The organism is Plantactinospora sp. B24E8, assembly GCF_039871735.1.
GTDB lineage: Bacteria > Actinomycetota > Actinomycetes > Mycobacteriales > Micromonosporaceae > Plantactinospora.
This window is the reverse complement of record NZ_JBDPMH010000004.1, coordinates 330,817-345,280: the sequence shown is the minus strand read 5'-3', so window position 1 is coordinate 345,280 and position 14,464 is coordinate 330,817. Positions and strand designations below refer to the sequence as shown.

Sequence of the window (14,464 nt, the reverse complement as noted above, 5' to 3'; positions counted from 1 at the left end):
GCGTGAAGGGACTTTGTTAACAGATGGCGAAGATCCTGAGCTTCTCGGACGACGCCCGGCACCTGCTCGAGCACGGTGTCAACACGCTCGCGGACACGGTCAAGGTCACTCTCGGCCCGCGCGGGCGCAACGTCGTCCTGGACAAGAAGTTCGGTGCTCCGACGATCACCAACGACGGCGTGACCATCGCCAAGGAGATCGAACTCAGCAACCCGTACGAGAACCTCGGCGCGCAGCTGGTCAAGGAGGTGGCGACGAAGACCAACGACGTCGCCGGCGACGGGACCACCACCGCGACCGTGCTCGCCCAGGCGCTGGTCCGGGAGGGCCTGCGCAACGTCGCGGCCGGTGCCGGCCCGGCCTCGCTCAAGCGGGGCATCGACGCGGCCGCCGCGAAGGTCTCCGAGGCGCTGCTGGAGAAGGCGGTCGAGGTCGGCGGCCGGGAGTCGGTGGCGAACGTCGCCACCATCTCCGCCCAGGACGCCACCATCGGCAACCTGATCGCCGAGGCGATGGAGAAGGTCGGCCGGGACGGTGTGATCACCGTCGAGGAGGGCTCCACCCTCGCCACCGAGCTGGAGGTCACCGAAGGCCTGCAGTTCGACAAGGGCTTCATCTCGCCGAACTTCGTCACCGACACGGAGGCGCAGGAGGCGGTCCTCGACGAGCCGTACATCCTGATCACCACCCAGAAGATCTCCTCGATCGAAGAGCTGCTGCCGCTGCTGGAGAAGGTCGTCCAGACCGGCAAGCCGCTGCTGATCGTCGCCGAGGACGTCGAGGGCCAGGCGCTCTCCACCCTGGTGGTCAACTCGATCCGCAAGACCCTGAAGGTCTGCGCGGTGAAGGCGCCCGGCTTCGGTGACCGCCGCAAGGCGATGCTGCAGGACATGGCGATCCTCACCGGTGGCGAGGTGGTCGCCCCCGAGCTCGGCTACAAGCTCGAGTCGGTCGGCCTCGAGGTGCTGGGCAGCGCCCGGCGGATCGTGGTCGACAAGGACAACACCACCGTGGTCGACGGCCGTGGCCGGGACACCGAGGTCACCGACCGGATCACCCAGATCCGCAAGGAGATCGAGGCCTCGGACTCCGACTGGGACCGGGAGAAGCTGCAGGAGCGGCTGGCCAAGCTCTCCGGCGGGATCGCCGTGATCAAGGCCGGTGGGGCGACCGAGGTCGAGATGAAGGAGCGCAAGCACCGCATCGAGGACGCGATCTCCGCCACCAAGGCCGCGGTCGAGGAGGGCACCGTGCCCGGCGGCGGCGCCGCGCTGACCCAGATCGTCTCGGTGCTCGACGGTGACCTGGGCCTGACCGGCGACGAGAAGGTCGGGGTGTCGATCGTCCGCAAGGCGCTCGTCGAGCCGCTGCGGTGGATCGCGCAGAACGCCGGACACGACGGCTACGTGGTCGTGCAGAAGGTCGCCGAGAGCGGCTGGGGCACCGGCCTGGACGCCGCCAACGGTGAGTACGTCGACCTGGTCAAGTCCGGCATCATCGACCCGGTCAAGGTGACCCGCAACGCGGTCACCAACGCCGCCTCGATCGCCGGCCTGCTGCTCACCACCGAGAGCCTGGTGGTGGAGAAGCCGGAAAAGGCCGAGCCGGCCGCCGACGGCCACGGGCACGGTCACGGCCACGGCCACCAGCACGGCCCCGGCTTCTGACCTGACGCCCCCGCGGCCCGGCGACCCCCGACGGGGTTGACGACGTCGCGGACCGGCACCGCCGGACAACCGACAAGATCCGCGTGCTCAGGGGTACGGCCCCGGAGCGCCGCCACCCCGGCGGCGTTCCCCGGGACCGCCCTGGCCACGCGGATCTGTCGTCTGTCGGTCACCTCCCGCCCGTGGGGCGGTTGTTCCTCGTGGTGCCCGTCGGCCGGTTGTTCCTCGTGGTGCCCGTCGGCCAGTTGTTACGGAACACTTATCGCCGTTGCGGCCCGCTACCAGGCGGATCGGTCGGCCGGCGACACTGGTGCGGTGAGCACCACCTCGGGGCAGGACCCCGACAGCACCGAGCCGTCGCCTCAGCAGCCGGCAGGCTCCGGGCCGCCGGCGTCGGGACGACCGTCGTCCGGATCGCGGCCATCCGGGGCGGGATGGTTCGCCGCCCTGGCCGGGGTGACCAGCGCCGCCGTGGCGGTCGGCAGCGCCGAGGCGGTGGCGGTACTGACCGGCCCGCGTTCCGCGCCGCTGGTCGCGGTCGGCGGCGCCGTGGTCGACCTCGCCCCCGCACCCCTCAAACAGTTCGCCACCGACGTCTTCTACGTCTACGACAAGATCGCCCTGCTGATCGGCACCGCCGTGCTCCTCGGCGGGTTCGCGGCACTGATCGGGCTGGTCGCGATCCGCTCCCTGCGGCTCGGGTACGCCGGCGTCGGGGCCTTCGCCGTACTCGGTGCGGTGGCGGCGCTGACCCGACCCGGCGCCGGCCCGGCCGCCGTACTGCCCGCACTGATCGGCGCCGCCCTGGCCGCCGGACTGCTCCGACTCCTCCTCGCCGGCCCGCTCGGCGCCCCGCTGCTCCGGACCCCGAACGGCGAGACTCCGCCGGGCCGGGCTCCGACCGACCGGCCTGCCGCGGCCGGCGTGGACCGGGAGGGGCGGCGGCGGTTCCTGACCGGCGTCGGATACGCCCTCGGGGCGGCGGCGGTCGCCGGCTTCGGCGGGCGTTGGGCCGCCACCCGGCGCGGGGTCACCGAGGCCCGCTCGGCGGTACGACTGCCCGCCCCGGCCAGCCCGGCCCCGCCGGTGCCGCCCGGCGCCGAACTGGGCGTGCCGCAACTGTCGTCGTACGTCACGCCGAACCGGGACTTCTACCGGATCGACACCGCGCTGGCCGTACCGCAGGTGGATCCGGAACGGTGGCGGCTGCGGATCCACGGTCGGGTCCGCAACCCGATCACGCTCAGCTACGCCGACCTGCTCGCCCGCCCGATGATCGAACGGCACATCACCCTGGCCTGCGTCTCGAACGAGGTCGGCGGCGACCTGATCGGCAACGCCCGCTGGCTCGGCGTACCGCTCGGTCCGCTGCTCGCCGAGGCGGGACCGCTGGACGGCGCGGACCAGGTGGTGGGGCGCTCCGTCGACGGCTGGACCTGCGGCAGTCCGACCTCGGTGCTCACCGACGGCCGGGACGCGATGCTGGCGGTCGGCATGAACGGCGAGCCGCTGCCGATCGAGCACGGCTTCCCGGTCCGGGTCGTGGTGCCCGGCCTGTACGGCTACGTCTCCGCCTGCAAGTGGGTGGTGGAACTGGAGCTGACCAGCTTCGCCGACTTCGACGCGTACTGGGTGCCCCGGGGCTGGTCGGCGCAGGGACCGATCAAGACCCAGTCCCGGATCGACACCCCCCGTGGCGGCCGGCCGGTGACCGCCGGCCCGGTCACCGTCGCCGGGGTCGCCTGGGCGCAGCACACCGGCATCCAGCGGGTGGAGGTACGGGTCGACGACGGGGACTGGCAGCCGGCGACGCTGGCCACCACGGTCTCCACCGACACCTGGGTGCAGTGGTCGTGGCGCTGGACCGCGACCCCGGGCGACCACACCCTCCAGGTACGGGCCACCGACGCCACCGGCGCGGTGCAGACCGGGCAGCGGCGTCCGGTCGACCCCGACGGGGCCACCGGCTGGCACACCGTCCAGGTGACGGTCCGCTGACCTGATCAGCGGATACGGAAGGGCCCCTTCCACGTCACCGGCTGTCGTCCGGCGACGGGAAGGGGCCCGTCCTGGTGTGCTCAGCGGCCGCCCGGCTGGGTCACGCCGTTCACCGTCAGGGTGTACGGCGCGAACTGCCCGACCTGCTCGGTCGGCTCGTCGTACGAGACGATCGCGACGACCTGCGGGAAGAGCAGCAGCGGGGCCAGTTCGAGCAGGCCCAGCTTGACGCCGTTCTTGGTGCTGTAGTCACGCTGCAGCACGATCGAGTGCTTCGCGTCGATGCCGATCAGCCGCAGGTTCCAGCCCGCCACCGTGGTCGGCTTGACCTCGGTGATCGAGTCGAACGGGGTGAGGCTGGCGCCGTCGCTGAGCGTGGTGCCGCCGACGGCGATGTCGTCGATCTTCCAGCCGCCCTCGTTGACGCCGCCGTCGCTGACGTACTGGAAGCCGAGCAGGATCGACGTGCCGGCGTACGCCGAGAGGTCGAACCGGTGCGTCTCGAACCCGTTGGTGGTGCCGTTGAGGGCGGGACCACGCGGCCCGTCGACGGTCCGGTCACCGGGGATCGCGGTGTACGTGGTGCCGCCGTCGGTGGAGACGATCACGTAGCCGTAGTCGTAGCCCGCCTCGGCGCCGTACTTGGCGGCGAAGGTCAGGGTCGGGTCGGCGGTCGGCACGGTCACCTTCACGACCGCGCTGGCGTCGGTGTTGTTCTCGTTGCCGGAGAAGAGCACCGGGTTGCCGGGCCGGTCCGGGTCGTCGCTGGTGACGGTCCAGGCCAGCGGTACGGGCGGCAGCGTCCTGTCGCCGGTGAACTTCAGCGACCGCAGGTCGGAGCCCTTCAGCACCTGGCCCTTGGCGTCGAACAGCGGCAGGTAGTCGGCGCCGTTCGGGGCCGCGCCGGGGGTGGCGTAGGCGGCCGGGTTGGCCAGGTTCACCGTCGAGTTGAGGCTCGCCGAGGTGACCTTCTTCTTGCTGGTGCCGAGGGTGATCCCGAGCCGGCTGTTGCCGACGATCCGGTCGGTCAGCACCATCGTCTGGTAGTCGTGCAGGAACTCGTCGATGTGCTTCTCGCCCTTGGGCTTGAGCAGCGCGGCCACACTGGCCAGGCCCTGCCGCTCACCGTCGCGGTGCAGCTGGGTGAGGATGTCGGCGCCGAACCGGTCCTTCAGGTAGAGCATGAACTCGTACGCGTTGCCGTAGTCGGCCAGCACCGCGGTCGGGTTCGGCGACTCGCCCCACAGGGTCAGCGAGTTCTCCGGCCCGCCGCAGTCCCGCGGGTTCGGGTTGTACGGCGTCTTCACCGTGCCGAAGCCCTGGAAGCAGGCGAGGTGGCCGTCGTAGCCGTACTCCTCGACCGTCTTGGTGCCGTCGACGTAGCCGACCAGCGTCTGGGCGTAGTCGGAGAGGCCCTCGTTGATCCAGGCGGTCTCGGCCGGGTCGGTGTAGTACTGCAGCAGGTGCTGCCACTCGTGGGCGAAGGTGCCCTCGTAGCTGTGCGGCCGGGCGGGGCGGCTGGTGCACGGGTCGCTCGTCGGCTCGTCGGCCGGCGCGGCACCGGTGCGGTGCGCCCAGTCGAACGCGTCGATCGTCATGATGTTGCGGTCGAAGTACTCGTTCAGCTGGCTGGAGAAGAAGCCGGCGATGTACGAGCTGGCGGCGGGGAAGTCGTAGAAGTTGTCGTCCCGCACGTTGTCGACCAGGGTGACGGTCCGGTCGCCGTACCCGGTGAAGTCGCCGGCGATCAGGGCGTTGGTGCCGTCCCGGTCCGGCGGCGTGCTGAAGGCCGCGGTCTCCTTCGGGTACATGTTCGTGTCGAACTCGGTGACCAGCGACGTGACCTGGGCGTCGGTGACCTCGGTGGTGCCCGGGACGGCGTTGCGGCAGTCGCCCTCGGGGAAGGCGAGGTCCTCCGCGACCCAGACCTCGATCTTCTGGCCGATCGCCCGGAGCGTGTAGTTCTTCAGGTACAGCGAGCCGTCGGTGTCGTCGCGGGCCGGCCACGAGCGGACCGTGCCGACCGGCGGGGTCTCGACGGCGACGCTGGCCCGGCGGGCGTTGCGCTGCGGGGCGTACGCCCGCTGGTCGAGCGTCTTGCCGTCGAAGGTGAACTTGTCGCTGGTCAGCCCCATCCGCGGTTCGCCGGGGGAGGCCGGCCGGACGGTCGCCGCCGGGGTGGGCGCCGCACCGGCCGACGTCGGTACGGCGATCAGGGCGAGACCGGGTACGAGGGTCATCGCACCGGTCGCCGCCAGGACGCGTTGTCGTGTCGTCAAGGGTGTTCCTCCTGGCCATGACCCGGTTCGCGTACCGGGTCGGACAAGTTGATCTTATGGCCAGTTGATCACCATGGCGTTACGACGAAAGGTGCGGAAGATAACCGAACGCCCGTGGCCCCGCCGGTTGACGGGGCCACGAAGACACGGTGAGATGCCGGCGACCGGTCAGGCCGAGCGCTGCTCCGGCACGGTGGACCGGAACGGGCGGCCCAGCCGGGCCTCCAGGCGGCCGACGTCGACCCGGCTGCGCCGGCGGTCGGCCAGATCCTCCCAGCCGACGGCGAGCAACCGGAGCCGCTCGGACTCGCTGAACCCGCCCCAGACGCCGTACGGCTCCCGTACCGTCAGGGCGTGCGCGGCGCACTCGGCGCGGACCGGGCAGGTCCCGCAGACCGCCTTGGCGCCGGCCTCCCGACGGCTGCGCGACGATCCCCGCTCGCCGTCCGGGTGGAAGAACTGGGCGGTGTCGCGTCCCCGGCAGGCGCCGAGGCGCTGCCAGTCCCAGAGATCGACGATCGGCCCAGGCAGCCTGCGTACGTTCGACATCAGCACCCTCCCTCCGCGCGGCACCGCGTGACAACACAGCCGGGTCGGAGTCCGGGCGGCGGGCCGCGCAGGCGCACCGATCCGACCTAGGGCCTCCCGGTACCCCGCCCGTCGACGGCTCACACGTAACTGATCGCGAAGTTCTTCCCCCAGTCGCGCCCCGTGGGGCGAATCGTCCAAAAAGTTTGTGGTTCATCCGTGGAAACTCATCATGATCATTCGTTGCCGTGGTCTCCTCGTTGCGGAGAGGAGGGAAGCAGCGTGCGTACCGTGCTTGTCTGCGTCCGGACCCCGCTCGCCGCGCAGAACGTCGCGGCCGCGGCAGCCCGGCTCGGGGTCGCCTCGGCGGTCCGTACCGCGGTGTCCGATCCCGAGGCGATGCTGCGGCTCGCCGAACGTCCGGTGGACGTGGTGCTCGCCGACACCGCCCTCACCCGCCCGGACAGCGTCGGATTCACCCGGCGGGTCCTGGCCCGCTCACCCGGAGCGGCGATCCTGCTGCTCGGGACGGAGGAGCCGGCCGCGGCCGCGGCGGCGATCGCCGCCGGGGCCCGAGGGCTGATCCAGGGCGGCGACAACGACCTGGTCAGTGTGGTGGCCAAGGCCATCCTGCTGCTCGGCACCACCGGCCGGGCCGGACGGCCCGGCGGGCCACCGGCCGCCGGCGCGGGCGTGGCCGGCGGCGCCCTGCCGGCGGGCAGCGCCGGTGTGCCCGGGGCGGCCGGACCGGGTCGCCCCGGCGAAGCCGGCCAGGGCGGCGGTGCCGCGGCGAGCGGTCACCGGATCGGCAGCGTGCTGCGGGCCCCGGGCACCGCCCCGGATCCGCTCGGCCCGGGTGGGTCCGTTCCGCCGGGCACTGCCGGTCCCGGGAACACCGCCGACCGGCCCGGCACCGACGAGGGACCGCGTGGCGGCCCCGGGGGTATTCCGGGCGAGTCGACCGGGCCGGCGATGGTGCCGGCGCAACGTGGGGACGATCCGGACAGTGCGGCTGATCCGGCCGCTTCCGGGCCGACACTGCCCGGTGGGGTCGCGCCGACCGGCGGCGCCCCGACGGGGGCCGAGCCGGCCGGACGGGCGGCCCCGGATCCCCGGGGACGTGGCGGTCCGGGCGGCGCCGACTCCCGCACCGGGGAGCCCGGCCGTCCCGAACCGGACCGGGTCGCGCCACCCCGGCGCCCGCTGCTCACCGAACGGGAGATGCAGGTGCTGGTCGGGATGGCCGACGGCAAGAGCAACGCGGAGATCGGGCGGGAGCTGTTCGTCTCCGAGGACACCGTCAAGACCCACGCCCGTCGACTGTTCCGCAAGCTCGGCGCCCGGGACCGGGCGCACGCCGTGGCGGCCGGCTTCCGGGCCGGGCTGGTCGCCTGAGCCCCCGGTCGTACCCGGCCGGGTGCGACCGGCGGGGTCGGTCGGCCGGACGGCGGATCGGCCGGGCGGGGTCCGGTCAGCGGACGTCAGGGCCGGCGGCCGGTCACGGCTCGGCGTCGCTCTCGTCGGCGGCCTCGGTCAGGGTGTCGTGCACCCCGTCGGCGTAGCCCCGGGCGTACTCCCAGGTGACATAGTGGTCCGGGTCGGGGTCGTACGCCGGCTCGTGCACCCGGGGCCGGCCCGAGTTGAGCAGGTGGCGCAGGTTGCCCCGGAGCAGGTCCCAGTCGAAGTAGTGCGGCTCGCGGCAGTCCTCACACTCGATCACGAGGCCGCGTACCCCGACCGGACCCAGCAGCGCCTGGTAAATTTCCAGGTCGGCGAGGTCCTCCAGGACGTCCTGGCGCTCGACCTCGGTGAGCGGGTCGAGTTCGGCCTCCTCGGCCGGGTCGCTCAGGCCGGCGGAGGGATCGGCGGGGTCACCGTTGAACGGGTCGATCGGCTCCTCGTGCACCCCTCCACCGTAGTCCCCACACCCGTCGGCGTGGTCACCCGTTGTGGCCTGTACCGCCGCCCCGGCCGCGCCCACGCCGGTCGGACCGGCCAGTGGGTACGATGAACCATCGCGTCGCCAGCCTGGGCGGGGCGCTGACGCGCCCCGCGGTGCCGACGTGACCCGTCCGACGACCCCGCCGGTTCGACCGGTACGACGTCGACGGGTCGCCGGCGCGGATCGCCCACACGACCAGCAGACCGCCCACACCGACAGCCGCAGGGGACACATCGTGGAGAACCGACCCACCAACGACCTTCCGCTGGGTGCCGACGCCGAGCAGCTCACCGGGCACATGCCGGAACTGCCCGCCGGTTCCGCCCGGGTGGTGCCGCTCGGGTTGACCTTCGACGACGTGCTGCTGCAGCCCGGCGAGTCCGAGATCATCCCGAGCCGGGTGAACACCATCACCCGGCTCAGCCGTAACGTCAGCCTCGCCATCCCGCTGGTCTCCAGCCCGATGGACACCGTGACCGAGGCGCGGATGGCGATCGCGATGGCCCGGCAGGGCGGCATCGGCGTCCTGCACCGCAACCTCTCGATCGAGGACCAGGCGCTCCAGGTCGACCTGGTGAAGCGCTCCGAGGCCGGCATGGTCACCCACCCGGTCACCTGCGGCCCGGACGACACCCTGCGGGACGTCGACGCGCTCTGCGGGCGCTACCGCATCTCCGGGGTGCCGGTCACCGACGCCGAGGGCACCCTGGTCGGCATCGTGACCAACCGGGACATGCGGTTCGTCACCGACGTCAACACCCCGGTCCGCGAGATCATGACCCGGATGCCGTTGATCACCGCGCGGGTCGGGGTGACCAAGGAAGAGGCCCTGGACCTGCTGCGTCGGCACAAGGTCGAGAAACTGCCGATCGTCGACGCCGACAACCGGCTGCGCGGTCTGATCACCGTCAAGGACTTCGCCAAGAGCGAGCAGTACCCGCTGGCCACCAAGGACGACGCCGGCCGGCTGCGGGTCGCCGCCGCCGTCGGGGTCGGCGAGGACGCGTACAAGCGGGCCCGGGCCCTGGTCGAGGCCGGGGTGGACGTGCTGATCGTGGACACCGCGCACGGGCACCAGCGGGCCGTGCTGGAGATGGTCGGCCGGCTGAAGAAGGACACCACGGTCGACGTGATCGGCGGCAACGTGGCGACGTACGCCGGGGCGAAGGCCCTGGTCGACGCCGGCGCCGACGCGGTCAAGGTCGGGGTCGGGCCGGGCGCCATCTGCACCACCCGGGTCGTCGCCGGGGTCGGCGTACCGCAGATCACCGCGATCATGGAGGCGGCCCGGGCCGCCCGCCCGGCCGGGGTGCCGGTGATCGGCGACGGCGGCATCCAGTACTCGGGCGACATCGCCAAGGCCCTGGTCGCCGGTGCCGACACGGTGATGCTGGGCAGCCTGCTCGCCGGCTCCGAGGAGAGCCCCGGCGAGCTGATGTTCATCAACGGCAAGCAGTACAAGGCGTACCGGGGGATGGGTTCGCTGGGCGCGATGCAGTCGCGTGGGCAGGCCCGCTCCTACTCCAAGGACCGTTACTTCCAGGACGACGTGACCAGCGAGGAGAAGCTGGTGCCGGAGGGCGTCGAGGGCCAGGTGCCGTACCGGGGGCCGCTCGCCCGGGTCGCCCACCAGCTCATCGGCGGGCTGCGGCTGGCCATGGGGTACGTCGGCGCGGAGACCGTGCCCGAGCTGCACCGCCGTGGCCAGCTGATCCGGATCACCGCCGCCGGTCTCAAGGAGAGCCACCCGCACGACATCCAGATGACGGTCGAGGCGCCGAACTACCACACCCGCTGACCCGCCAACCCCTCCACGGCGCCCCCGCACCGCCTACACCCCCTTCAACCCTGGAGTGACCCATGCGTGACGTGGTCGAGATCGGGCTGGGCAAGACCGCGCAGCGCGGCTACCACCTGGACGACATCGCGATCGTGCCGAGCCGCCGTACCCGGGATGTCGACGACGTCTCCACCGCCTGGCAGCTCGACGCGTACCAGTTCGGGATTCCCTGCGTGGGGCACCCGTCGGACGCGACCATGAGCCCCTCCTCGGCGATCGCCCTCGGCCGGCTCGGCGGCCTCGGCGTGCTGAACGTCGAGGGGCTCTGGACCCGCTACGAGGACCCGACCAAGATCCTCGAGGAGCTGGCGAACCTGGAGGAGGGGCGGGCCGCCACCCGCCGCCTGCAGGAGGTGTACGCCGAGCCGATCCGCCCGGAGCTGATCGCCGAGCGGGTCCGGCAGATGCGGGAGGGCGGCGGTACGGTCGCCGTCCGGGTCTCCCCGCAGCACACCCTCGCGCTCGCCCCGGTCATCCTCGACGCCGGCGTCGACATCCTGGTCATCCAGGGCACCATCGTCTCCGCCGAGCACGTCTCGACCACCGACGAGCCGCTGAACCTCAAGGAGTTCATCGCCGACCTCGACCTGCCGGTTGTCGTCGGCGGCTGCACCGACTACAAGACCGCGCTGCACCTGATGCGGACCGGCGCGGCCGGGGTCATCGTCGGCCTCGGCGGTGACGACTTCTCCACCACCGAGTCGGTGCTCGGCATCCGGGTGCCGATGGCGACCGCGATCGCCGACGCGGCGGCGGCCCGCCGCGACTACCTCGACGAGACCGGTGGCCGGTACGTGCACCTGATCGCCGACGGCGACCTGCAGACCTCCGGCGACATCGCCAAGGCGCTCGGCTGTGGCGCGGACGCGGTGATGCTCGGCGAACCGCTCTCGCTCTGCGACGAGGCGCCGGCCGCCGGAGCCTGGTGGCACCCGGCGGCCAGCCACCCGAAGCTGCCCCGGGGCGCGTACGGGGTGGCCGGCGAGCCGCTCGGCTCGATGGAGCAGCTGCTCTTCGGCCCGGCCGACGACCCGGAGGGGCAGCTCAACCTCTTCGGCGGGCTGCGCCGGGCGATGGCCAAGTGCGGCTACCGGGACCTGAAGGAGTTCCAGAAGGTCGGCCTGGTCCTCGACCGCTGACCACGGTCGTTGAACCGGTGGTGACGACAACCCGACGTACGCTGGCCGGCGCGCTGGTCGCGACGCTGTTGGCGGTCTCGACCGGCGGCTGCACCGGCAGCCGCCGGTCCGGCCCGGACCATGCCGACGCGTACCGTCCCGGGGCGGCCGGCCTCGGTGACCCGTACCTGCCGACGGCCGGTAACGGCGGCTACGACGTGGCCGGCTACCAGCTCAAACTCCGGTACGACCCGGCGACCGACCAGCTCGACGGCGAGGCGACCATCGAGGCGACCGCCACCCAGAACCTGTCCCGGTTCAACCTGGACCTGGCCGGGCTGACCGTGTCGTCGGTACGGGTCGACGACGTCGAGGCCGCCCACAGCCGGGACGGCGCCGAACTCGTGGTCACCCCGGCGGCCGGGCTGCCGACCGGGAAGCGGTTCACCGTCCGGGTCGGCTACGCCGGTCGACCCGCCCTGATCGACAGCTCCGACCTCGGCACCGGCGGCCTGCTGCACACCCGGGACGGGGCGATCGCGCTCGGCCAGCCGGAGGCGGCGAGCACCTGGTTCCCGGTCAACGACCACCCGCTGGACAAGGCGACGTACCAGCTCGAGGTCACCGTCCCGGACGGGCTCGCCGCGCTCAGCAACGGCGTGCCGGGCGAGCGGTCGGCGGCCGACGGCTGGACGACCTGGCGCTGGTCCGAGCGGTCGCCGATGGCGAGCTACCTGACCACGCTGGTGATCGGGCGCTACCGGGTGAACAGCGGCAGCCACGGCGGCCGGCCGCTGGTCACCGCGGTCGCGGCGGGCCTGCCGCGCGGCGGTCCGGCGGAACGTTCGCTTGCCCGGACCGGTGAGATCGCCGACTTTCTCGCCGGCCTGTTCGGGCCGTACCCGTTCGAGGCGTACGGCGGGATCGCCGTCGACGACGACCGGATCGGGTACGCCCTGGAGACCCAGTCCCGACCGGTCTACGGTCCGGCGTTCTTCACCAGCGCGCCGAACCCGACGGTGGTGGCGCACGAGATCGCCCACCAGTGGTTCGGGGACAGTGTCTCGGTCCGGAGCTGGGCCGACCTCTGGCTGAACGAGGGCTTCGCCAGTTATGCCGAGTGGCTCTGGACCGAACACGACGGCGGCGAATCCGTGCGGTCGGCCTTCGAGCAGGAGTACGCCGCCACGGACTGGAGCCAGCCGGCGCTGGACCCGGGACGGGCGGGACTGTTCGGCCGGGCGGTCTACAAACGCGGGGCGCTGACCGTGCACGCGTTGCGGCGTACCGTCGGCGACGAGACGTTCTTCCGGATCCTGCGCGGTTGGACGGAGCACAAGCGGGACGGCAACGCCGACACCGCCGAGTTCGTCGGGTACGCCGAACAGGTCTCCGGGCGGCAGTTGGACGACCTTTTCGACGCCTGGCTGACCGGCACCACCGCGCCGCCGCTGCCCGCCGGATAGCGGCGGTGGTCGGGCCCGTCCGACCTAGCCGGCCGGGTACGCCAGGGTGGTGGTGATCGCCAGCGCACCCGGCAGCCGGGTGTCCTGGCGGCCGAACTGCACCACCACCGGGGTGTTCGACCGCAGCACACAGCCGAACGGCCGGTCCAGCACCAGCGCCTCGGGATCGATCAGGTCGTTGAACCGGACATGCCGGATCCGTCGGGCCGGCACGTCCACCCGGTACGGCCCGACCGGTTCCCGGTCCTCGTAGTAGATGGTCAGGGTGAGGTCGGCGGGCTCGTCCGTCGCGTTCAGCACACAGAGCTCGTCGAAGCTGGTGAAGGCCGGCTCCGGGCCGTTGCTGGGAAACGGGATCCGGCCGGCGGGCACCACCCAGACCCGGTGCCCGGGGTGCGGGCCGGAGGGGGCGGGTGGGCGGCCGTTGGCGGTGGTCACGCCGGCTCCAACAGCCGGGCCAGGTCCGGGGTGAGGAAAACCCCGTCCGGGTCGAGCCGGCGGCGGATCCGGCCGAAGGCGTCCCAGCCCGGATAGAGCGGCCGGAGTTCGGCCGCGGTCAGCGAGTGCTTCTTGCCCCAGTGCGGGCGGCCGCCGTGTCGCCGCAGGACCGTCTCCACGTCGGCGAAGTACTCGTCGTGCGGCAGTGACGTGTTCTGCAGGCAGGCGATGGTGGTGGTGGCCCGGCCGTACGCGTTGCTGAGCGGGATGTCGTCCGCCGCCACGGTCCGGACCAGCACCCGCCAGCCGACGTACCGGCGGTGCCGTTCCCTGATCCGCTGACGGAGTTCGGCGAAGCAGGCCCGGAACTCCGTCGACGGGAGCATGTACTCGATCTCCTCGAACCGCAGGTCCCGGTGTCGGGGAATGTTCCGGTGGCTGGATCCGGTGACGTCCTGCCGGTACGGCCCGGGTGGACGCAGCTGCGGCTCCTCGCCGACCAGGTTCAGGGTCCGGACCTGGGTCAGGTCGCTGCGCGGATACCAGTAGAAGTCCATGTTCCGGTTCTCCCGTTGCAGCTGCGCCAGGTGGTCGAGGGTCCAGTCCAGGTCGGCGCACCAGGTGCGGCGGCGCAGTTCGTAGACCGGGGTGAGCCGCAGCGTGATCCGGGTGAGCACGCCGAGTACGCCGAGGGAGAGCCGGACGGCGGGCAGCAGTTCGGGGTTGCGGTCGGCGGAGATCTCCAGCACCTCGCCGGTGCCGGTGACCAGCCGGGCACCGGCGACCTGGGTGGAGAGGTTGCCGAATTGCAGCCCGGTGCCGTGGGTGCCGGTGGCGGTGGCGCCGGCGATCGTCTGCAGGTCGATGTCGCCGAGGTTGTCCATGGCCAGCCCGGCGTCGTACAGCCGTTCGCCGAGGTCCCGCAGTTGGCTGCCGGCCCCGACGGTTGCCTGCCGGCGGTGGTGGTCCTCGTCGAGGAGGCCGGCGAGCCGGCGCAGGTCGAGCAGGAGGCCGTCGGTACGGACCAGCGGGCTGGAGGAGTGCCCCGACCCGACCGGCCGGATGGTGGTGCCGTCCTCCCGGGCCCGGTGGACCAGCGCCCGGACCTCGTCCTCGCTCTCCGGTACGACGTAGCCGCCGGGAACGAAGCGCAGACTGCCCGACCAGTTGCGCCACTCCCCGGGCATC

General features: G+C 72.4%; 11 protein-coding genes. 6 read left to right on the top strand and 5 right to left on the bottom strand.

Features of this window, described 5'->3' with window-relative positions; translation table 11 throughout:
* Positions 1-23: 23 nt before the first annotated feature.
* Positions 24-1,667 (top strand): chaperonin GroEL, encoded by a 1,644-nt coding sequence (gene groL / locus ABGB21_RS09715; RefSeq protein WP_347653375.1) that lies wholly within the window; start codon positions 24-26, stop codon positions 1,665-1,667.
* Positions 1,668-2,123: 456 nt separating this feature from the next.
* Entirely contained in the window at positions 2,124-3,665 is a 1,542-nt protein-coding gene (locus ABGB21_RS09710; RefSeq protein WP_347677448.1) for a molybdopterin-dependent oxidoreductase, read from the top strand.
* An 80-nt stretch (positions 3,666-3,745) separates the two neighbouring features.
* Here the strand turns inward: ABGB21_RS09710 and ABGB21_RS09705 are convergent, their stop codons facing one another.
* Positions 3,746-5,944, bottom strand: a complete 2,199-nt coding sequence (locus ABGB21_RS09705; RefSeq protein ID WP_347653376.1) for a choice-of-anchor J domain-containing protein — start codon at positions 5,942-5,944, stop codon at positions 3,746-3,748.
* A 168-nt stretch (positions 5,945-6,112) separates the two neighbouring features.
* Positions 6,113-6,493 (bottom strand): WhiB family transcriptional regulator, encoded by a 381-nt coding sequence (locus ABGB21_RS09700; RefSeq protein ID WP_347653377.1) that lies wholly within the window; start codon positions 6,491-6,493, stop codon positions 6,113-6,115.
* 261 nt (positions 6,494-6,754) lie between these two features.
* Between ABGB21_RS09700 and ABGB21_RS09695 the strand changes: the two genes are divergently transcribed.
* Positions 6,755-7,867: a LuxR C-terminal-related transcriptional regulator gene (locus tag ABGB21_RS09695; protein WP_347653378.1), complete on the top strand. Its 1,113-nt coding sequence runs from the start codon at positions 6,755-6,757 to the stop codon at positions 7,865-7,867.
* A 103-nt stretch (positions 7,868-7,970) separates the two neighbouring features.
* On the opposite strand, the gene ABGB21_RS09690 is transcribed toward ABGB21_RS09695, so the two are convergent.
* On the bottom strand, positions 7,971-8,378 hold the full coding sequence (locus tag ABGB21_RS09690) for a DUF5319 domain-containing protein (protein WP_347653379.1): 408 nt from the start codon (positions 8,376-8,378) through the stop codon (positions 7,971-7,973).
* Between the two features lie 271 nt (positions 8,379-8,649).
* Here ABGB21_RS09690 and guaB point away from each other — a divergent pair, with 271 nt between their 5' ends.
* The 3 genes from guaB (at position 8,650) to ABGB21_RS09675 (ending at position 12,838) form a co-directional block, all read left to right on the top strand.
* A complete protein-coding gene (gene guaB, locus ABGB21_RS09685) occupies positions 8,650-10,212 on the top strand; it encodes an IMP dehydrogenase (RefSeq protein WP_347653421.1) in 1,563 nt (520 codons plus the stop codon).
* Positions 10,213-10,274: 62 nt separating this feature from the next.
* Complete coding sequence (locus ABGB21_RS09680) at positions 10,275-11,393, top strand: GuaB3 family IMP dehydrogenase-related protein (protein ID WP_347653380.1); 1,119 nt, start codon at positions 10,275-10,277, stop codon at positions 11,391-11,393.
* Positions 11,394-11,560: 167 nt separating this feature from the next.
* Positions 11,561-12,838: a M1 family metallopeptidase gene (locus ABGB21_RS09675; protein ID WP_347653422.1), complete on the top strand. Its 1,278-nt coding sequence runs from the start codon at positions 11,561-11,563 to the stop codon at positions 12,836-12,838.
* A gap of 24 nt (positions 12,839-12,862) precedes the next feature.
* On the opposite strand, the gene ABGB21_RS09670 is transcribed toward ABGB21_RS09675, so the two are convergent.
* Positions 12,863-13,276 (bottom strand): sensory rhodopsin transducer, encoded by a 414-nt coding sequence (locus ABGB21_RS09670; RefSeq protein WP_347653381.1) that lies wholly within the window; start codon positions 13,274-13,276, stop codon positions 12,863-12,865.
* Positions 13,273-14,463 (bottom strand): D-arabinono-1,4-lactone oxidase, encoded by a 1,191-nt coding sequence (locus ABGB21_RS09665; RefSeq protein WP_347653382.1) that lies wholly within the window; start codon positions 14,461-14,463, stop codon positions 13,273-13,275. Before ABGB21_RS09665 ends, ABGB21_RS09670 begins: the two co-directional genes overlap by 4 nt.
* Position 14,464: the final 1 nt, after the last annotated feature.